General features: G+C 71.6%; 13 protein-coding genes. 10 read left to right on the top strand and 3 right to left on the bottom strand.

Features of this window, described 5'->3' with window-relative positions; genetic code table 11:
• Window positions 1-46: 46 nt before the first annotated feature.
• A complete protein-coding gene (locus NNL39_RS04340) occupies window positions 47-2,332 on the top strand; it encodes a DEAD/DEAH box helicase (RefSeq protein WP_255160471.1) in 2,286 nt (761 codons plus the stop codon).
• Between the two features lie 261 nt (window positions 2,333-2,593).
• Here NNL39_RS04340 and NNL39_RS04335 read toward each other — a convergent pair whose 3' ends face one another.
• Window positions 2,594-3,598 (bottom strand): EamA family transporter, encoded by a 1,005-nt coding sequence (locus NNL39_RS04335; protein WP_255160470.1) that lies wholly within the window; start codon window positions 3,596-3,598, stop codon window positions 2,594-2,596.
• A 189-nt stretch (window positions 3,599-3,787) separates the two neighbouring features.
• Between NNL39_RS04335 and NNL39_RS04330 the strand changes: the two genes are divergently transcribed.
• From NNL39_RS04330 to NNL39_RS04305, 6 genes are all read left to right on the top strand, one after another.
• Window positions 3,788-8,071, top strand: a complete 4,284-nt coding sequence (locus NNL39_RS04330; RefSeq protein WP_255160469.1) for an ExeM/NucH family extracellular endonuclease — start codon at window positions 3,788-3,790, stop codon at window positions 8,069-8,071.
• 163 nt (window positions 8,072-8,234) lie between these two features.
• Window positions 8,235-9,170, top strand: coding sequence for a cysteine synthase A (gene cysK / locus NNL39_RS04325; RefSeq protein ID WP_255160468.1), 936 nt, complete (start codon window positions 8,235-8,237; stop codon window positions 9,168-9,170).
• The gene (epsC, locus tag NNL39_RS04320) at window positions 9,171-9,737 is read left to right on the top strand and encodes a serine O-acetyltransferase EpsC (protein ID WP_255160467.1); all 567 of its coding nucleotides are present in this window, start codon (window positions 9,171-9,173) and stop codon (window positions 9,735-9,737) included.
• Window positions 9,738-9,790: 53 nt separating this feature from the next.
• On the top strand, window positions 9,791-11,395 hold the full coding sequence (locus NNL39_RS04315) for a SulP family inorganic anion transporter (RefSeq protein ID WP_255160466.1): 1,605 nt from the start codon (window positions 9,791-9,793) through the stop codon (window positions 11,393-11,395).
• The gene (recQ, locus tag NNL39_RS04310; RefSeq protein ID WP_456085690.1) at window positions 11,337-13,340 is read left to right on the top strand and encodes a DNA helicase RecQ; all 2,004 of its coding nucleotides are present in this window, start codon (window positions 11,337-11,339) and stop codon (window positions 13,338-13,340) included. Before NNL39_RS04315 ends, recQ begins: the two co-directional genes overlap by 59 nt.
• 12 nt (window positions 13,341-13,352) lie before the next feature.
• Window positions 13,353-14,063 (top strand): lysophospholipid acyltransferase family protein, encoded by a 711-nt coding sequence (locus NNL39_RS04305; RefSeq protein WP_255160464.1) that lies wholly within the window; start codon window positions 13,353-13,355, stop codon window positions 14,061-14,063.
• Between the two features lie 27 nt (window positions 14,064-14,090).
• Here NNL39_RS04305 and NNL39_RS04300 read toward each other — a convergent pair whose 3' ends face one another.
• Together NNL39_RS04300 and trxA are read right to left on the bottom strand one after the other, a co-directional pair.
• Window positions 14,091-15,725: a DHA2 family efflux MFS transporter permease subunit gene (locus NNL39_RS04300; protein WP_255160463.1), complete on the bottom strand. Its 1,635-nt coding sequence runs from the start codon at window positions 15,723-15,725 to the stop codon at window positions 14,091-14,093.
• A gap of 33 nt (window positions 15,726-15,758) precedes the next feature.
• Window positions 15,759-16,142 (bottom strand): thioredoxin, encoded by a 384-nt coding sequence (trxA, locus tag NNL39_RS04295; RefSeq protein WP_255160462.1) that lies wholly within the window; start codon window positions 16,140-16,142, stop codon window positions 15,759-15,761.
• Between the two features lie 217 nt (window positions 16,143-16,359).
• Between trxA and NNL39_RS04290 the strand changes: the two genes are divergently transcribed.
• The 3 genes from NNL39_RS04290 to NNL39_RS04280 are packed head-to-tail and all read left to right on the top strand — an operon-like array spanning window position 16,360 to window position 19,751.
• Window positions 16,360-18,468, top strand: a complete 2,109-nt coding sequence (locus NNL39_RS04290; RefSeq protein WP_255160461.1) for an acyl-CoA dehydrogenase family protein — start codon at window positions 16,360-16,362, stop codon at window positions 18,466-18,468.
• A 27-nt stretch (window positions 18,469-18,495) separates the two neighbouring features.
• Window positions 18,496-18,996 (top strand): methyltransferase family protein, encoded by a 501-nt coding sequence (locus NNL39_RS04285; protein ID WP_255160460.1) that lies wholly within the window; start codon window positions 18,496-18,498, stop codon window positions 18,994-18,996.
• Window positions 18,997-19,019: 23 nt separating this feature from the next.
• On the top strand, window positions 19,020-19,751 hold the full coding sequence (locus tag NNL39_RS04280; RefSeq protein WP_255160459.1) for a dienelactone hydrolase family protein: 732 nt from the start codon (window positions 19,020-19,022) through the stop codon (window positions 19,749-19,751).
• The last annotated feature ends 77 nt before the right edge of the window (window positions 19,752-19,828 follow it).

The raw sequence follows: 19,828 nt of genomic DNA, 5'->3' as shown, positions 1-19,828 counted from the left end.
CGGCGTGCGCGCCGACGAAGCACCTTGCGTTACCCCAGAAAGAACCATGCCTCAGAACAACAAGGGCGGCGCTGCGCGCGCGCCCCAGAATTCCCGTTCCGCTGCCCCGCGATCGGCCGCGTCCCGCGCCGCCGCGCCCGGATCCCGCAGCCCCAAGCACCGCGGCTACCGCCCCGACGAGGCCGCCGCGCCCGAGAAGAAGGCGCGCTGGAGCCGCGACGAGCGCGTCGACCGCGGGCACGCCCCCGAGCGCGCGCGCCCCGAGCGCGACGATCGCCCGGCGCGCGACGATCGGGCTGCCCGCCCGGCGCGCGACGATCGCGCCCCGCGGTCCTTCGATCGCGATGCGCGCCCTGCCCGCTCGTACGACCGCGATGCGCGGCCGCAGCGGGACGACCGCACCGGCCGTCCGGCCCGCGACGACCGAGGGGCTCGCCCCGCGCGCGACGACCGCGCACCGCGCTCGTTCGACCGCGACGCGCGCCCGGCGCGCTCGTTCGACCGCGACGCGCGCCCGCAGCGCGACGACCGCACCGGCCGTCCGGCCCGCGATGACCGTGCCGCGCGTCCGGCTCGCGATGACCGTGCCGCGCGTCCGGCTCGCGATGACCGGTACAGCAACGACCGCGGCTTCCGCGCCGCCGCGACCGGCGGCCGCCCGGCCCGCCCCGCGCGTGACGGCGACTCGCGCGACGGCGCCCCCCGAACCGGCACCGGCCGCGCGACCCACCGTCCCGACTGGCGCCCGCAGACCGGCGCCGCCAGCACCGGGCGCCCCGCGCGTTCGTACGACCGCGATGCGCGTCCCGCGCGTGACGACCGCGCCCCGCGTTCGTTCGATCGGGATGCGCGTCCCGCGCGCTCGTTCGATCGCGACGACCGTGCCCCGCGCTCGTTCGACCGGGACGCGCGTCCCGCGCGCTCCTTCGATCGTGACGACCGTGCCCCGCGCTCGTACGACCGCGACGCCCGTCCGACCCGTGACGACCGCGCCCCGCGTTCGTTCGATCGCGATGCGCGTCCGGCCCGTTCGTTCGATCGCGACGAGCGCCCGACCGAGCGCCGCGAGTCGAGCTTCTACCCGAGCCGCGACGCGAAGGCCGCCAAGGTCGACGACGTCGTGCTCGACCGCCTGACGGCCGACGCCGTGCTCGCGACCGACGTCGAGGGCGTCACCTTCGCCGACCTCGGCCTCGGCGCCAACATCGTGCGCGAGCTCGAGGAGCAGGGCGCGAGCGCTCCCTTCCCGATCCAGGCCGCGACGATCCCCGACGTGCTCGCGGGCAAGGATGTGCTCGGCCGCGGCCGCACCGGGTCGGGCAAGACGATCGCGTTCGGGGCTCCCCTGGTCGAGCGACTGATGGAGAACGGCGGGGGCAAGAAGCGTCAGATGGGCCGCGCGCCGCGCGCGCTCATCCTGGCGCCGACGCGAGAACTGGCGCTGCAGATCGACCGCACCGTCCAGCCGATCGCCCGCAGCGTCGGACTCTTCACGACACAGATCTACGGCGGCGTGCCGCAGGGCCGCCAGGTCGGTGCGCTGCAGCGCGGTGTCGACATCATCATCGGAACGCCCGGTCGCATCGAAGACCTCATCGAGCAGGGTCGCCTCGACCTCAGCCAGATCGAGATCGTCGTGCTCGACGAGGCCGACCACATGTGCGAGCTCGGGTTCCTCGAGCCCGTGCAGCGCATCATCCGTCGTACGCGGCCGAACGGGCAGCGCCTGCTGTTCTCGGCCACGCTCGACTCGGGTGTCGCAAGCCTCGTCACCGAGTTCCTCGACAAGCCCGCCGTCTACGAGGTGGCCGGCGAGGACCAGGAGTCGTCAACGATCGACCACAAGGTGCTGCTCGTCGACCAGCGCGAGAAGCGCGGCATCATCGAGCAGCTCGCGGCCGGCGATGGCAAGACGCTGATCTTCGCGCGCACTCGTGCGTTCGCCGAAGAGCTCGCCGACCAGCTCGACGACGCCGGCATTCCGGCCGTCAGCCTGCACGGCGACCTCAACCAGGCACGCCGCACGCGCAACCTCGAGAAGCTCACGAGCGGTCGGGTGAACGTACTGGTGGCGACGGATGTCGCGGCCCGGGGCATCCACGTCGACGACATCTCGCTCGTCATTCAGGCCGACGCGCCCGACGAGTACAAGACCTACCTGCACCGCTCGGGCCGCACGGGCCGCGCGGGCAAGGTCGGCACGGTCGTCACGCTCATCACGCGCCCGCGCGCCCGCCGCTTCGGCGAGCTGCTCGAGCGCGCCGAGATCGAGGCCGAGACCACCGAGGTGCGTGTCGGCGACGCGTTCCTCGACCGCCTCGCCGCGCTCTAGCACCGCCTTCTCGGCAGCGCCTTCTCGACACCACCTCGATGGGGCCGGTCGCGCCCCCGCGCGCCGGCCCCGACGTGCATCTCTCGGCAGACTCCCGAATTGAAGGAGACTGGCGCGACCGAGTCGTCGACACTTCCTACAATTCGGGAACGAATCAGGGGAACACCCACGCCGCTGCCGCCGAGCAACGCTGGGCGCTGCCGCCGAGCAACGCTGGGCGCTGCAGCCGCGGCCGCGGCGTCCGGCGGCGCGCCGCCGCGCTCAGGCCGCCGCGAGCATCGCGCTCGCCGCGAGCGCGAGCCCCAGGCCCACCCACTGCAGCCGCGCGATGCGCTCGCGCAGCACGACCGCGGCGAGCAGGATCGTGCCGGCCGGGTAGAGCGCCGTCAGCACCGAGACGATCGTCAGATCGCCGACCCGCAGGCCGACGAGCACGATGATGTTGGCGATCGCGTCGAGCAGTCCGCAGCCGACGGCGAGCACGAACCCGCCCCGCCATCCGCCGCGCAGAGCGGCCGCGCTCGCGCGCAGCAGCCCGTCGCGCGCGGGTGCAGCCGCAGGTGCAGGTGCAGACGCAGGCCGGGCCGGCGCGGCCCCGAGGGCGTGCGGTGCTCCGTGGGCTCCGTCGAGCACGGCGAGCGGAGCATCCGTCGCCCGCACGTGACGTCGGCCCGCGATGACCGCCAGCACGACGATGAGCGTGATCATGATCGTGGCGTTCACGGTGCGGTTGGCGACGAGGGGCACGAGTCCGCTGTCGTCGGGCGTCTGGTCGATGAGGATGTAGAACGCGCCGATCAGCACGCCCGAGACCGTCGCCATGAGCAGGCCGGGAAGCGTGGGGCGCACCGCCTCCTTCGCGGGCACGAAGCCCACGAGAACGACGGCCACGAGGGCGAGCGCGAAGGCCGGGTATGCGATCGCTCCGAGCTCGGCGCCCGTGACGAGCCCCCACGTGAGCGGAACGATCGCCGAGGTCACGGCCGTCAGGGGCGACAGGATGCTCATCGGCCCGATCGCGAGGCACGCGTAGAGCAGCGCGATGGCGGCGGCGCCCGTCACGCCCGAGATCCCGCCCCACAGCAGAGCCTCGGGCGACCAGCGCCCGGGCACCACGAGCGTGCCGGCGATCAGCAGCACAACGCCCGACAGGGCGCCGACCGCGGTCACGCGAAGGGCCGAGATGCGTCGCGCGGCCAGACCGCCGAAGAAGTCGGCAGCGCCGTAGACGAGCGCGCCCGCGAGCCCGAGAACCACAGTGAGCACGTCGCGCACCTCCCGCGTCGATCTTCGCAGGTCGCGCGGGTGAACGCCGAGCAACGAATCGTCGACCACTCATGTGAGCACTCGACGCGCGCGCGCATCGTCGTCTAGAGTCGGCCGGGTGACCCCCATTCGGGGGTAAACAGATGTGTCTACATCTGACGTTGTTTCACTCAGGGGGGACTCTTCGTCATGCCGTTTTCCACTCCAGGCGGTCATCGCATCGTCGCGCCCGGCACCGCCTTCCGGCGCACCGCCGCCATGTCGACCGCGCTCGCCGTCGCGCTCGGCCTCGTCACACTGACGGCCGTGCCGGCCTCGGCCGAGCCGGTCGCGATCGCCGACGTGCAGGGCACCGGATCCGCGTCGCCGCTCGCCACCGGCACCGTCGTCACCGTGCGCGGCGTCGTCACCGCCGACCTGCGCGGCAGCGCCGCCTACCGCGGCCTCTACATCCAGACGCAGGGATCGGGTGGCGCTGATGACGCGACGCCCGGAGCATCCGATGCCCTCTTCGTCTTCCTCAACAGCGCCAACCCGAGCGTCGCCATCGGCGACCTCGTCGAGGTGACCGGCCCGGTGAGCGAGTTCAACGGCCTCACCCAGGTGACGGCGAGCGCCGCCGGCGCCATCACGCTCGTCGAGTCGGGCGTGTCCGTGCCCGCCCCCGCGCCGCTGCCGACGAGCGTCGTCGGCTCGCAGCGCGAAGCCCTCGAAGGGATGCTCGTCGCACCCACCGGCGACTACCTCGTCTCCTCGACCCACCAGCTCGGAAACTTCGGCACCCTGTGGCTCAGCCCCGGGCAGCTCGCCGTCAAGAGCACCGAGCAGATCGGAGCCGGGCCCGAGGCCACCGCTCTCGCTGCGGCCAACCGCGCGGCGCGCCTGCTGCTCGACGACGGGTACAACGCGCAGATCAGCAACCCCGCCCACGTGGGCGAGCAGCCTTACTTCACGGCGGGCGACGTGGTGCGCCTCGGCGACGCCGTCGAGTTCCCGGCCGGCGGCATGGTGCTGAGCTTCGGCTTCGACGACTGGCGCCTGCAGCCGCAGTTGCCCATCACGAGCACCGGGCCCGCCGCGCAGGTCGCGGGCTTCGATGCCCGCGGTGAGCGGCCGGCCAGCCCGCCGGCGGTCGGGGGCGACGTGCGCGTCGCGGCCTACAACGTCTTCAACTACTTCACGACGCTCCCGAGCGAGAATGCCGACGCCCGCGGAGCCGACACGGCCGAGCAGTTCGCCGCGCAGCAGTCGAAGATCGTTGCGGCGATCAACGGCCTCGACGCCGACGTCGTGGCGCTGCAAGAGATCGAGAACTCGGTGAAGCTCGGCGAGCCGGTCGACGAGGCGCTCGACGCGCTCGTCGATGCGCTCAACGCCGATGCGGGAGCGGGAACCTGGAGCTTCGTGCCCACCCCCGCCGCACTCACGGACGCGGCCATCGTCGACGCGATCACCAACGCGATCATCTACCGCACCGCGTCCGTCGACCCGATCGGCGCGAGCGCGACGCAGATCGACGAGACCGTGTGGGACATCGCGCGCGAGCCGATCGCCCAGACCTTCGACGCCGACGGCTTCGTCTTCACGGTCGTCGCCAACCACTTCAAGTCGAAGAGCGGCTCGGGAGCCGAGCCCGCCGACGGTCAAGGCCGATTCAACGCCGAGCGCGTCGAGCAGGCGCAGGCGCTCAAGGCCTTCGCTGAGGACCTGGCCGACGACGCGGAGCGCAGCGAGCACGTGCTGCTGCTCGGCGACTTCAACGCCTACAGCGAAGAGGACCCGATCGAGGTCTTCACCGACGCGGGCTGGAGCGACCTCGTCGCCGACCGCACCGACGGCCAGTACACCTACACGTTCGACGGCGAGCTCGGCTCGCTCGACCACGCCCTCGCGAGCCCCGCGCTCACCGCGCAGGTCACGGGTGCCGGGGTCTGGGCCATCAACGCCGCCGAGTGGAGTGAGCGCGGCTACTTCGGCGCCGCGGTCGACCCGTCGAGCCCCTACCGCTCGAGCGACCACGACCCCGTGGTCGTCGGCCTCAGCACGACGCCCCCGCCCGTCGAGATCGACATCCTGACGATCAACGACCTGCACGGCCGACTCGAGGCCGCACCGCCGGCCGCGGGCGTCGCCGTGCTCGGCGGGCTCGTCGAGGCGACGCGCGCCGCCAACCCGAACACCCTGTTCATCTCGGCGGGCGACAGCATCGGCGCGTCGACGTTCACCTCGTTCATCCAGAACGACGAGCCCACGCTCGACGCCCTCAACGCGATGGGGCTCGACCTCAGCGCGCTCGGCAACCACGAGTTCGACCAGGGCCGGGCCGACGTCGATGATCGGGTCATCCCGAACTCCGACTTCCCCTACCTCGGCGCGAACATCTACGAGAAGGGCACGCAGACCCCCGCGTACCAGGAGTACGAGGTGATCGAGGTCGACGGCGTCGACATCGGCTTCATCGGTGTGCTCACCGAGAGCATGCCCTCCCTCGTGAGCCCGACGGGCATCGCGACGCTCGACTTCGGCGACATGACGGCCGCCGCGGTGCGCGTGGCTGACCAGCTGCAAGACGGCGACGCGGCGAACGGCGAGGCGGATGTCGTCATCCTCATCGCGCACGAGGGTGCCCCGACGACGACGCTCGAGGCCGCCACGGGCGACACCGAGTTCGGCGACCTCATCACGGGCGTGCTCGGCAAGGTCGATGCGGTCGTGTCGGGCCACACCCACCTGCAGTACGACCTCGAGGTTCCGGTTCCGGGCACCGACGAGGTCATGCCGCTCATCCAGGGCGGGCAGTACGGCGAGGCCTACGGTCACCTCGAGCTCGCGGTCGACCCCCGGTCGAACGAGCTGCTGAGCATCACGGCCGGCGTCAAGCCGCTCGTGGGCGCCGCGCAGCCCGACCCGGAGATCGCGGCGATCGTGGCCGACGCGGTCGCCTTCGCGGCCGTCGCCGGCAACGAGAGCCTCGGTGCGATCACCGACGACTTCCTCCGCGGCATCGACTTCACGGGCCAGAACGGCGCGCAGAACGAGAACCGCGGTGCGGAGTCGACGCTCGGCAACGTCGTCGCCGACGCGCAGCTGTGGGCCACGCAAGACCTGGGAACCGAGCTCGCGCTCATGAACCCGGGCGGCCTGCGCGCCAACCTGCTCTACGTCTCGAGCGGTGCGCTCGACCCGGCGGGCAACCTCACCTTCCGTGAGGCCGCCAACGTGCAGCCGTTCGCCAACACCCTCGTGGTGATGACGCTCACGGGTGCGCAGCTGCGCTCGGTGCTCGAGCAGCAGTGGCAGCCCGACGGCAGCAGCCGTCCGTTCCTCAAGCTCGGCGTCTCGGAGTCGCTCACCTACGACTACGACCCGACGAAGCCGCGCGGCGAGCGCATCGGCACGATGCTGCTCAACGGCGTGCCGGTGGCCGCGGATCAGCAGATCCGCACCGTGGTGAACTCGTTCCTCGCGGCAGGCGGCGACAACTTCGCCACCCTGGCGCAGGGCACGCAGCGCGCCGACTCGGGCCGGATCGACCTGCAGGCGTTCGTCGACTACGTGGGCGAGTTCTCGCCCGTGAGCCCCGACCTCGCGCAGCGCTCGGTCGGTGTCGCGATCAGCGCCCCCGACGCCGACGGCTACTCCGCCGGCGACGAGGTCACGCTCGCGCTCAGCTCGCTGCTGTTCACCAATCAGGGCGACCGCGAGGCCGAGGTGCTCGTGAGCCTCGGCGGCGAGGTGCTCGGTTCGGCGCCGATCGATGCGACGATCGTCGGTCGCACCGATGAGACCGGCCGCGCGACCGTCACGTTCACGGTGCCCGAGGGCATCAGCGGAGCCCAGCAGCTCGTCATCACGGTGCCCGACAACGGCACCGAGGCGACCGTGCCGTTCGAGATCACCACGCAGCTTGAGCAGATCACGGTCGAGCGCGACCCCCGCCTGCAGGGCGGTGCCGTCGTGGGCCGCACGCTGCGCACTGACGGCGGCCGCTTCTCGGTCGACGACGTCGAGCGCAGCTACCAGTGGCTGCGCGACGGGGCGCCGATCGAGGGTGCGACCGCCGCGACCTACCGGGTGACCGCCGCCGATGCCGGTGCGCGCCTCTCGGTGCAGGTCACGGCGAGCGCTGAGGGCTTCGCCTCGGTGACCGCCACGAGCAACGATCGCGCGGTCACGGCCGCGCGCTCGCTCACGGTCGGCGCTCCTGACCGGCTGTTCACCACCACGCGGGGCACGGTCACCTACACGGTGCAGGTTGTCGCCGAGGGTGTCGAGCCGGTCGGAACGGTCTCCGTGCTCGACCGCGGCCGCGTCGTCGGCACGATCGAGCTCGAGGCCGGCGACGGCGGCCGGGGCACGCTGGCGATCAGCGGGCTCGGGCGGGGCATCCACCTGCTGACCGCGCAATTCGCGGGCACGGATGCCGTGCGCGGGTCGACCACGCTGGTTCCGGTTCCGGTGTTCGTCTTCTAGCGGTCACCACCAACGGCGGGGCGGGGGAATACTCCCGCCCCGCCGTCGTTGTCTTCCGTGGCGCCTTCGCGTCACAATCGCGCGCCGAACGGCGCGCCCCCGTACCCTGGAACGCGGCCTGCCGACGGCGGCCGACACGACCAGCCTCACCGAGGAGACCCTCATGGCTCGCATCTACTCCGACATCACGCAGGTGTTCGGCAACACTCCGCTCGTCACGCTCAACACGGTCACCGACGGCGCGGGCGCGACGGTGCTCGCCAAGCTCGAGTTCTACAACCCCTCGGCGAGCGTCAAAGACCGCCTCGGCTTCGCGATCGTCGAGGCTGCCGAGAAGAGCGGCGAGCTCACGCCCGGCGGCACGATCGTCGAGGCGACGAGCGGCAACACGGGCATCGCCCTGGCCATGATCGGCGCGGCGCGCGGCTACAAGACCGTGCTGACGATGCCCGAGACCATGAGCAACGAGCGCAAGATGCTGCTCAAGGCCTATGGCGCCGAGCTCATCCTCACGCCGGGCAGCGAGGGCATGAAGGGCGCCGTCGCAGCCGCCGAGAAGATCGTCGCCGAGCGCCCCGGCACGGTGCTCGCCCGCCAGTTCGAGAACGCGGCGAACGCCGAGATTCACCGCCGCACGACCGGCCCCGAGGTGTGGAACGACACCGACGGCGCCGTCGACATCTTCGTTGCGGGCGTGGGCACGGGCGGCACCATCACGGGCACGGGTCAGTATCTGAAAGAGCAGAAGCCCGGCCTGCAGGTCGTTGCGGTTGAGCCCCTCGAGAGCCCCATCCTCAACGGCGGCGCCCCCGGCCCGCACAAGATCGCCGGCATCGGCGCCAACTTCGTGCCCGCCGTGCTCGACCGCGAGGTCTACGACGAGGTCATCGACGTGAACATCGAGCAGGCCGTCAGCATGGCCCGTCGTCTCTCGGCGGAGGAGGGCATCCTCGCCGGCATCTCGTCGGGCGCCACGGTGCACGCCGCCGTCGAGCTGGCGAAGCGCCCCGAGAACGCCGGAAAGACGATCGTCGTCATCGTGGCGAGCTACGGCGAGCGGTACCTGTCGAGCGTGCTCTACGACGACCTGCGCGCGTAGATGGGCATGCGGGAGGACATCCGCACCGCCCGATTGCGCGACCCCGCCGCGCGCTCGGGCCTCGAGGTCTTCCTGACCTCGGTGGGGCTGCACGCCGTGTGGTGGCATCGCATCGCGAGCTGGTTGTGGCGGCACGGGTTCAAGCTGCTCGGCCGCATGGTCGCGCAGGGCGCGCGGTGGTGGACGGGCATCGAGATTCACCCCGGGGCGACGATCGGCAAGCGCCTCTTCATCGACCACGGCATGGGCGTCGTCATCGGAGAGACGGCCGAGATCGGCGATGACGTCATGCTGTACCACGGCGTCACGCTCGGCGGCCGCAGCCTCGAGAAGGGCAAGCGCCACCCGACGGTCGGCAACGGCGTGCTCATCGGTGCCAACGCCACCGTGCTCGGCCCGGTCACGATCGGCGATCGTTCGCAGATCGGCGCCCTCGCCCTCGTGACGAAGGATGTTCCGGCCGACTCCGTCGCGACCGGCATCCCCGCGACCTCCCGCCCCCTCGACCGCGGCGCACGCGGCACGGGGGCCGACGGCTTCCTCGTCGACCCGGCGATCCACATCTGATGAGCGCGGTCGGACGCGTCACCTCCCTTCTTCCGAGGCGCTCCGACTACGCAATGCTGCGCCGCACGTGGAAGGGCGACCTCATCGCCGGTCTCACGGTCGGCATCGTCGCGCTGCCGCTCGCCCTGGCGTTCGGGGTCAGCTCGGGCGCCGGCGCTGAGGCGGGGCTCATCACGGCGATCGTCGCCGGGCTCGTCGCGGCCGTGTTCGGGGGCTCGAACATCCAGGTCTCCGGCCCGACCGGGGCGATGGTCGTCGTGCTCGGCCCCATCGTCGCGGCGCAGGGCGCGGGCGTCGTCGCGCTCGTGACGATCATGGCGGGCGTCATGGTGCTCATCGCCGCGGTGCTGCGGCTCGGGCGCGCGGTCGCGGTGATTCCGTGGCCGGTCATCGAGGGCTTCACGCTCGGCATCGCCGTCATCATCTTCTTGCAGCAGGTGCCCTCGGCTCTCGGCGCCCCCGCGGGCCCGAGCCCCAACTCGCTGGTCGCCGCCGTGCAGACCGTCGCGGCGACCGACTGGGCTGCGGCGCTCGTTCCGCTCGCGATCGTCGCCGTCGTCGCGGTGATCATGGTGCTCGCACCGCTCGTGCGGCCGTGGGTGCCCGGCTCGATCATCGCGATCGTCGTCGTCACGGTCGTCTCGACGTGGCTGGCCCTGCCGGTCGAGACCATCGGCACGCTGCCCGCCGCCCTGCCCGCGCCCGCTCTTCCGAGCCTGTCGGGGGTGGATGTCGCGGCGCTCCTCATTCCGGCGGCCACGATCGCGGCGCTCGCCGCCATCGAGTCGCTGCTGTCGGCGCGCGTCGGCGCATCGCTCGCCGACACGGGCCGCCTCGACCCCGACCGTGAGCTCGTCGGCCAGGGGCTCGCCTCCGTCGCCTCGGGACTCTTCGGCGGCATGCCTGCGACGGGCGCCATCGCGCGCACGGCCGTGAACGTGCGGGCCGGAGGGCGGTCGCGGCTCGCGGCGATCATCCACTCGATCGTGCTCGTGGGCGTCGTCTATCTGGCCAGCACGATCGTCGCGACCATTCCGTTGGCGGCGCTCTCGGGTGTGCTCATGGTCACGGCCGTGCGCATGGTCTCGGTGCCGACCGTTCGGCGCATCGTGACGGCGACGCGGTCGGACGCGCTCATCTTCGTGGCGACCGCCGTCGTGACGATCGCCTTCGACCTCATCATCGCGGTGGGCATCGGCATCCTCGCGGCGGGCGTCATCGCGCTGCGCACGCTCGCCGCCTCGAGCGGGGTCATCCGCGAGCCGCTGCCGGGGGACCCGAAGCCGGGTGATGAGCGCATCGCGCTGTTCCGGCTCGACGGTGCGCTGTTCTTTGGGGCGGCCGAACGCCTGACCGACGCCATCAGCGACACGACGGGGGCGAGCGTCGTGATCGTGCGCCTCTCGCAGATCCGCGACCTCGACGCGACGGGCGCGCGCGTCATCGTCGAGCTCATCGAGGGGCTCGAGCGCCGCGGCATCACCGTCATCATCAAGGGCATTCAAGAGCGGCACCTGACGCTCGCGACCCGGGTGGGCGTCGTCGGAGCGCTGCGGCACCCCAACCACCTCGTCGCCTCCCTCGAGACGGCAGTCGAGCATGCCCGTTCGCACATCGCGCGCGAGCAGGCGGCGGGCACGGTCAGCCCTGCCGACTAACCTGGGGCGAGTGACCACGACCGCGACCACGCCCCAGCAGGTGCTCGAGACGGTCTTCGGCTACCCGGCCTTCCGCGGCGAGCAGCAGGCCATCATCGACCACGTCGTCGGCGGCGGTGACGCCCTCGTGCTCATGCCCACCGGCGGCGGCAAGAGCCTCTGCTATCAGATTCCCGCGCTCGTGCGCGAGGGCGTCGGCGTCGTCATCTCGCCGCTCATTGCGCTGATGAAAGACCAGGTGGATGCCCTCGAGGCGGTCGGCGTGCGCGCCGCGTTCCTCAACTCCACCCAGGGCCCCGACGAACGGCGGGCCGTCGAAGCGGCCCTGCTCGCGGGCGAGGTGGATCTGCTCTACATGGCGCCCGAGCGTGTCACCGTGCCCTCCACCGCCGAGCTGCTCGACCGCATCCGTGTCTCGCTCTTCGCAATCGACGAGGCGCACTGCGTATCGCAGTGGGGGCACGACTTCCGACCTGACTACCTCGCGCTGTCGCTGCTGCACGAGCGCTGGCCGAGCATCCCGCGCATCGCCCTCACGGCGACGGCCACCGCCGAGACGGCGACCGAGATCGTGCAGCGGCTCGACCTCGGCCAGGCCCGGCGGTTCGTGGCGAGCTTCGATCGCCCCAACATCCAGTACCGCATCGAGCCGAAGAACCAGCCCGTGCAGCAGCTGCTGCAGCTGATCCGCACCGAGCACCCGGGCGACGCGGGCATCGTGTACTGCCTGTCGCGGGCATCCGTCGAGAAGACGGCGATCGCGCTCGCCGAGCACGGTATCCCCGCCCTGCCCTATCACGCGGGTCTCGACGCGGCGACGCGCTCGAACCACCAGTCGCGCTTCCTGCGCGAAGAGGGCATCGTCATGGTCGCGACGATCGCCTTCGGCATGGGCATCGACAAGCCCGACGTGCGTTTCGTTGCGCACCTCGATCTGCCGAAGAGCGTCGAGGGCTACTACCAAGAGACGGGGCGTGCGGGCCGCGACGGCCTGCCCGCGACCGCGTGGTTGGCGTACGGCCTGCAGGATGTCGTGCAGCAGCGGCAGATGATCGACCGCAGCGAGGGAACGCCCGCCTACAAGCGCCGCATGAGCCAGCTACTGGATGCGATGCTCGCCCTCTGCGAGACCGTCGAGTGCCGGCGGGTGCAACTGCTGGCGTACTTCGGCCAACGCTCGCAGAAGTGCGGCAACTGCGACACGTGCCTCGCCCCGCCCGAGAGCTGGGACGGCACGGTGCCGGCCCAGAAGCTGCTCTCGACCATCGTGCGGCTCGAGCGCGAGCGGCGACAGCGCTACGGCGCGGGCCAGCTCATCGACATCCTCATCGGCAAGCGCACGCCGCGCGTCGAGCAGCTCGGGCACACCGACCTCGCGACCTTCGGCATCGGCACCGAGCTGACCGATCAGGAGTGGCGGGGTGTCGTGCGCCAGCTGCTCGCCCAGGGTCTGCTCGCCGTGCACGGCGACGGCTACGGCACGCTCGTGCTGACCGAGGCGAGCGCCGCCGTGCTGAGCGGCACGCGCGAGGTGCGGTTGCGGCGCGAAGTCGCCCGCCCGACCCGGTCGTCGAAGCGCAGTGCGCCGTCCGACCTGCCTGCGGCCGCCGCGCCCCTCTTCGAGCGGCTGCGCGCGTGGCGTGCGGCGACGGCGCGCGAGCTCGGCGCGCCCGCCTACGTCGTGTTCGCCGACGCCACCCTGCGCGGCATCGCCCTCACCACTCCGTCGACGCTCGACGAGCTCTCGACCGTGAGCGGCGTCGGCGCGGCCAAGCTGGAGAAGTTCGGGGATGCGGTGCTCGCGATCGTGCGCGGCGACGAGCCGCCCGCCGCTGCAGCCGTCGAGCCGCCCGCGGTTGCACCCGTCGAACCTGAGCTGCCCGCATACATTCCCGACGACGACATCCCCTACGACGACATTCCCCCCGAGGAATGGAACCTCTGACACGATAGGGCGGTGCTGACCTTCCTCGCCCGGGCCTTCCTCGGCCCCATCGCGCGAGTGGTCTGGCGGCCCACCATCATCGGGCGCTCGAACATGCCCGCGGAGGGCCCGGTGGTGGTCGCCAGCAACCACCTCTCGTTCATCGACTCGATCGTCATCAGCCTGCTCGCTCGTCGCCCCGTGAGTTTCCTCGCCAAAGAGGAGTACTTCACCGGGAAGGGCATCAGAGGCGCGATCTCCCGCGGATTCTTCTCGGGAGTCGGGGCGATTCCCGTCAAGCGCGGTGCCGGCCAGGCCGCGCAGGACGCGCTCGACGCCGGCCTCGCCAAGCTGCAGGCGGGCCAGGCCTTCTCGATCTACCCGGAGGGAACCCGCTCGCGCGACGGGCGGCTCTACCGCGGCAAGACCGGCGTGGCATGGCTCGCGCTCACTGCCGGGGCGCCGGTCGTCCCCGTCGCCCTGACGGGCACGCAGAACCTGCAGCCCGTCGGCTCGAAGCGTGTGCGGCTCGCCCGCATCACGATCGAGTTCGGCGAGCCGATGGACATCAGCGCCTTCGGGCCGGCCGCCTCGGGTCGCGCTCGGCGGCACGCGACCGATGCGATCATGGCGCGCATCCAGAGCATGTCGGGTCAGGAATACGTCGACCAGTACAACGAGCCGCCGCCCGCGACCGTTCGCGAGCGCGTGCGTCGCTTCTTCCGCACGCGGGCCGAGCTCTAGGCGCTCCCGCTCGAGCGCGCGGTCGCGCTAGGCGGGATCGCTGTCGGACGACTCGCCCGACGCAACCGCCGGCTCGTCGTCCGGCCGACGCCCCGTTGCCGCCCCCGGCACGGGTGCCGTCAGGCGCAGGGTCGCGAGCAGGCCGATCGCGAGGAACCCGGCCGCCGTGAACGCCGCGAACCGCGTGGCATCGCTGAAGGCCTGGCGTGCCTCGGCCGCGACCTCGGGCGACTCGGCCTCGAGGCCGGGAATCGCCGAGCCCGCGCTGTCGACGACGGCCGAGACGATGCCGTCGCGCGCCTCGGGCGGCAGGCCCGCGGCGTCGAGCCGGCTGTCGAGGGTGCTGCCGAGCGAGGTGAAGAGCACGGTGCCGAGCACGGCGATGCCGAGCGCCGAGCCGATCTGGCGGGCCGTGGACTGGGTGCCCGAGGCCTGCCCGCTCGCCTGCACCGGAACATCCTGCAGCACCACGCCCGTGAGCTGCGCGGTCGCGAGGCCGACGCCGACGCCGTAGACGAGCAGACCGAGCGCGACCGACCACCAGGGGGTGTCGACGGCGATGACGAGGCCGATGAGGATGAGGCCGATGATCTCGGCGGCGATGCCCGCCCGCACGGTCGCGACGGCGGAGACGCGGCCGCTCAGCGAGCCGCCGACGCCGCTCGCGAGGAAGGAGCCGCCGGCGAGCGCGAGCAGGATGGTTCCGGTCTGCAGGGCGTCGTAGCCGAGCACGTTCTGCAGCCACAGCGGCAGCGAGAGGATGATGCCGAACTCGCCCATCGACACGATGAGCGCGGCGACGTTGCCGTTGCGGAACGAGCCGATGCGCAGCAGCGAGAACGCGAGCATGGTCGATTTGCCCGCACGCTCACGCCGCAGCCCCCACCACACGAACAGGGCCCCCGCGACGAGCGAGATCGCGAACGAGATCGGGATGGGGCTGAGGGCGATCGGCCACTCCCAGTCGCCGAGTTTCAGTCCGTCGGCCGCGAGCCACCAGCCGTAGGTGCGCCCCTCGATGAGACCGAAGACGAGGAAGGCGCTCGTGACGACCGACAGCAGCGCGCCCGTCCAGTCGATCGATTGCGGATGCTCGTCCTTCGTCGCGACGACGAAGAGCATGAGCCCGACCAGGATGATGATGCCGAGCGGCACGTTGATGCCGAAGGCCCACCGCCACGAGTACGCGGTCGTGAGCCACCCGCCGAGCAGCGGACCGACGGCGGCCATGCCGCCGATCGTCGAGCCCCACACCGCGAAGGCGATGCCGCGCTCGCGGCCCTGGAAGGTCGCGTTGAGCGTCGAGAGTGTCGAGGGCAGGATCATCGCGCCACCGACGCCCTGCACGACGCGGGCCATGATGAGCGCCGAGCCCGAGTCGGCGAACGCCGCCCACACGGAGGCGAGCATGAAGATGATGACGCCGATGACGAGCATCCGTCGTCGGCCGAAGCGGTCGCCGAGCGTGCCGAAGACGAGCAGCAGGGCCGCGAAGACGAGCGTGTAGCTCTCTTGCACCCACTGCACCTCGGTCGAGGTGATGCCGAGCTCGTCGACGATGGAGGGGACGGCGACGTTGACGATCGTCGAGTCGACGATGATGAGCGAGACGGCCAGGCTGATGACGAAGAGCCCGATCCAGCGGGTGCGCGGTGAGGTCACGCGCTGACGCTACTCCTCTTGAGCGCCGCGGGATTACGCGGGCGCGCCGCCCGCTTCGGCCTCTGCCGCGGCGACCTGCTTGCGCACCTCGTCCATGTCCAGGCCCTTGACGGCCGTGATGACCTGCTCAAGCGCGGGCGCGGGCAGCGCACCGGGCTGGGCGAAGACGAGGATGCCGTCGCGGAACGCCATGAGCGTCGGGATCGAGCGGATGTTGGCCGCCGCCGCGAGCGCCTGCTCGGCCTCGGTGTCGACCTTGCCGAAGGTGACGTCGGTGTGCTGCTCGCTCGCCTTCTCGAAGATGGGGCCGAACTGACGGCAGGGGCCGCACCACTCGGCCCAGAAGTCGACGAGGGTGATGCCCTCGCTCGTCACGGTCTGCTCGAAATCTGCGGCAGTCAGGGTCACGGTTGCCATGCGTCCATGATGCCACAGGTCGCAGATACCCTGGGGGGTATTCTCTCGAGGCGAACGGGGCACGGGATGCTCCGCGCGCGGTGCTGAGCCTCTCCACTATGGCAACGCCCAGCTTTGTGAGGTCATCCACAAGACCCCGGCCTGGCCGCCGCGCGGCCTTCGTGGAGCGCGCACCACGAAACCCCGCGCGGTTCCGGCCGGTTCTAGCGTGACCGACATGAGCACGATCGAGATGCCTGCCCCCGAGACGACGCCGGCCACGAGCCCCGCGACGTCGCCGACCGCTGCCGCCGCGACCGCGCCGCCGGTCGCCCTCGACGTGGCCGTGCTCGGTCAGCAGCTCATGGGCCGCTGGGCCGACAGCCGCCGCGCCTCGCGCGCGCTCATGCGCGACTCCGCCTTCCACCGCGACCCCAGCCTCGGCATGGTCGAGCACCGCGAGCGCGTGCTCGGGCAGCTCAAGCTGCTCGTCGAGCGCGGCGACGTGCACCGCGCGTTCCCCGCCGAGTTCGGGGGCGACGACGACTTCGGCGGCTTCATCGCGAGCTTCGAAGAGCTGCTGCTCGGCGACCCGAGCATGCAGATCAAGTCGGGCGTGCAGTGGGGCCTCTACGCTTCGGCGATCCTGCACCTCGGCACCGCGTCGCACCACCGGGCCTGGCTCCCCGACGCGCTCACCCTCACGACGCCGGGCGCGTTCGCCATGACCGAGACCGGCCACGGCAGCGACGTCTCGGCCGTCGGCACGACCGCCAGCTACGACGCGGCGACCGATGAGTGGGTCATCCACACGCCGTTCCGTGCCGCCTGGAAGGACTACCTCGGCAACGCCGCCCTCCACGGCCGTGCCGCCGTCGTGTTCGCGCAGCTCATCACGCGCGGGGTCAACCACGGCGTGCACGCCTTCTACGTTCCGCTGCGCGATGAGACCGGCGCCTTCCTGCCCGGCATCGGCGGCGAAGACGACGGTCTTAAGGGCGGGCTCAACGGCATCGACAACGGCCGCCTGCACTTCACGAACGTGCGCGTTCCCCGCACCAACCTGCTCAACCGCTACGGCGACGTCGACGAGAACGGCGTGTACACCTCGCCCATCGAGAGCCCCGGTCGCCGCTTCTTCACCATGCTCGGCACGCTCGTGCAGGGCCGCGTCTCGCTCGACGGCGCCTGCGTCGTGGCGAGCAAGCTCGCCCTCACGATCGCCGTGCGCTACGGCACCGAGCGTCGCCAGTTCGCGGGCGGTGACGAGAACGAGGTCGTGCTGCTCGACTACCAGCGCCACCAGCGCCGCCTGCTGCCGCGCCTCGCGCAGACCTACGCCATGTCGTTCGCGCACGAGGTCTTCCTCGAGAAGTTCGACGCCGTGTTCTCGGGTGCTACCGACACCGATGCCGACCGCGAGGATCTCGAGACCCTCGCCGCCGCGCTCAAGTCGCTCAGCACGTGGGGCGCGCTCGACATCATCCAGGAGGCGCGCGAGGCGTGCGGCGGCCAGGGCTTCCTCGCCGCGAACCGGCTCACCCAGCTTCGCGCCGACCTCGACATCTACGCGACCTTCGAGGGCGACAACAACGTGCTGCTGCAGCTTGTGGCGAAGCGCCTGCTCACCGACTACTCGCGCACCTTCGCCAAGGCCGACGCGGGCGTCATGGCCCACTACGTCGCCGACCAGGTGAACGAGGCCGTCGTCAACCGTTCGGGCCTGCGCCGACTGGCCCAGTCGGTCGTCGATTTCGGATCGACCGCGCGCTCGGTGGGCTACGTGCGCGACACCGAGTCGCAGCGGCAGTTGCTCACCGACCGGGTCGAGACGATGGTGGCCGAGCTGGCGGGCAAGTTGCGCAGCGCATCCAAGCTGCCGAAGGCCGAGGCCGCCGCTCTCTTCAACCGCCACCAGAACGCCCTCATCGAGACGGCGAAGGCCCACGGCGAGCTGCTGCAGTGGGAGGCCTTCACCGAGGCGCTCGCGACGATCGAGCACGAGGGCAACCGCCAGGTGCTCACGTGGCTGCGCGATCTCTTCGGGCTCGGGCTCATCGAGAAGAACCTGGCCTGGTACGTCATCCACGGCCGGCTCAGCGACCACCGGGCGCAGGCGATTACCGACTACATCGACGGCCGGTTGCTGCCCCGCCTGCGTCCGCACGCGCTCGCGCTCACCGAGGCGTTCGAGTTCGCGCCCGAGCACATCCGCGCCGACATCGCGTCGGGGCAGGAGCGCGAGCGCCAGGAGGAGGCGCGGGCCTACTACGCCGACCAGCGTGCTCGCGGCCTCGCGCCGATCGACGAGAAAGACCTGCTGGCCGCCAAGAAGGCTCGCCGCTGACGGTGCGGCGGGCGTAGGGTCGCTCGCATGAGCGACCCTGCCGCGACGACGCCGCCGTTCCGCCTGCATCCCGCTGCGGCGTGGGCGCTCGTCGGGGCGCAGTTCGTGTTCCTGCTGCTGCTCGGCTTCCTGCCGTGGGGCGCGCTGTGGAGCCGAGGCGTCGGCACCATCGTGCTCGGGCTGGCGCTCGTCGCGCTCGGGGTGGGCATCGCGCTCGCCGCGGGTGCCGGGCTCGGCCGCACGCTCACGCCGAGCCCGATCCCGAAGGCCGACGGGCAGCTCGTCACCAGCGGCGTCTTCGCACTCGTGCGCCACCCCATCTACTCCGGGTTGCTCGTGCTGGGCCTCGGGCTCGTCGTGATCGGCGCCTCGGTGCTGCACCTCATCGCCTGGGTCGCGCTCCTCAGCGTGCTCATGGCCAAGTCGCGGTTCGAAGAGCGGATGCTGGCCGACCAGTACCCCGACTACGCGGCCTACGCCGCTCGCGTCGGCCGGCTCGTCCCGAAAGTCGGGCGCATCCGCACCTGATGATCGCGGGTTAGAGTGCGGGCATGGCCCTCACCGACGTCGTCATCCCGCAGCCCGGCGACCCGCGCGGCGGTGAGCTCACCGCGGTGCTCGGCGTGCCTGAGGGCCCCGGCCCGTTCGTGCCCCTCGTCGTCGTGCACGAGGTGTTCGGCATCGACGAAGCGATGCGCGACCACCTCGAGCGGCTCACGCGCCTCGGCTACCTCGTGGTCATGCCGAACCTGTTCAGCCGCGGCGGCGCGCGGCGCTGCCTGGTGGCCACGTTCCGCGCGCTCCGGGCCGGCACGGGCGCGGCGTTCGACGACATCGAGGCGGCGCGCCAGTACCTGCTCGCCCGCGACGACACCACCGAGCACGCGGGCGTCATCGGCTTCTGCATGGGCGGCGGTTTCGCGCTGCTGCTCGCGGGGCAGGGCGGCTTCGGCGCCGCATCCATCAATTACGGGATGCTGCCCGCCGACCTCGACGCCACGCTCGACGGCGCGTGCCCCGTGGTCGGCACGTTCGGCGGCCGCGATCGCAGCCTGCCCGGCGCGGCCGAGAAACTGGAGGCCGCCCTGGTCGCGCGCGGCATCGAGCACGACGTGGTCGAGTACCCCGAGGCCGGGCACGGGTTCTTGAACGCGCACGCCGCCGGCTCGACGCTCACGCGCGTCATGATGAAGCCCATGATGGGCCTCGGCCACCGGCCCGTCGAGGCCGAGGACGCGTGGGCGCGCATCGACGGGTTTTTCCGCCGCACGCTCGTCGGCTGACCTCAGGGCGGGGGTCTTTCGCGGCGACGATCCGACTGCAATACTGAACCGCTTTCCCCTTCGTTGCCCGATCATTG

This window comes from Microcella humidisoli, assembly GCF_024362325.1.
GTDB classification, from domain to species: Bacteria; Actinomycetota; Actinomycetes; order Actinomycetales; family Microbacteriaceae; genus Microcella; species Microcella humidisoli.
The sequence above is the reverse complement of the archived record's forward strand: the minus strand, read 5'-3'. Positions and strand labels throughout refer to the sequence as shown.

Bases quoted from the DNA above. Each gene is read 5' to 3' on its own strand.
- NNL39_RS04340 (WP_255160471.1), top strand. From the start codon at position 47: ATGCCTCAGAACAACAAGGGCGGCGCTGCGCGCGCGCCCCAGAATTCC.
- NNL39_RS04330 (WP_255160469.1), top strand. From the start codon at position 3,788: ATGCCGTTTTCCACTCCAGGCGGTCATCGCATCGTCGCGCCCGGCACC.
- cysK (WP_255160468.1), top strand. From the start codon at position 8,235: ATGGCTCGCATCTACTCCGACATCACGCAGGTGTTCGGCAACACTCCG.
- epsC (WP_255160467.1), top strand. From the start codon at position 9,171: ATGGGCATGCGGGAGGACATCCGCACCGCCCGATTGCGCGACCCCGCC.
- NNL39_RS04315 (WP_255160466.1), top strand. From the start codon at position 9,791: ATGCTGCGCCGCACGTGGAAGGGCGACCTCATCGCCGGTCTCACGGTC.
- recQ (WP_456085690.1), top strand. From the start codon at position 11,337: ATGCCCGTTCGCACATCGCGCGCGAGCAGGCGGCGGGCACGGTCAGCC.
- trxA (WP_255160462.1), bottom strand. From the start codon at position 16,142: ATGGCAACCGTGACCCTGACTGCCGCAGATTTCGAGCAGACCGTGACG.
- NNL39_RS04290 (WP_255160461.1), top strand. From the start codon at position 16,360: ATGAGCACGATCGAGATGCCTGCCCCCGAGACGACGCCGGCCACGAGC.
- NNL39_RS04285 (WP_255160460.1), top strand. From the start codon at position 18,496: ATGAGCGACCCTGCCGCGACGACGCCGCCGTTCCGCCTGCATCCCGCT.
- NNL39_RS04280 (WP_255160459.1), top strand. From the start codon at position 19,020: ATGGCCCTCACCGACGTCGTCATCCCGCAGCCCGGCGACCCGCGCGGC.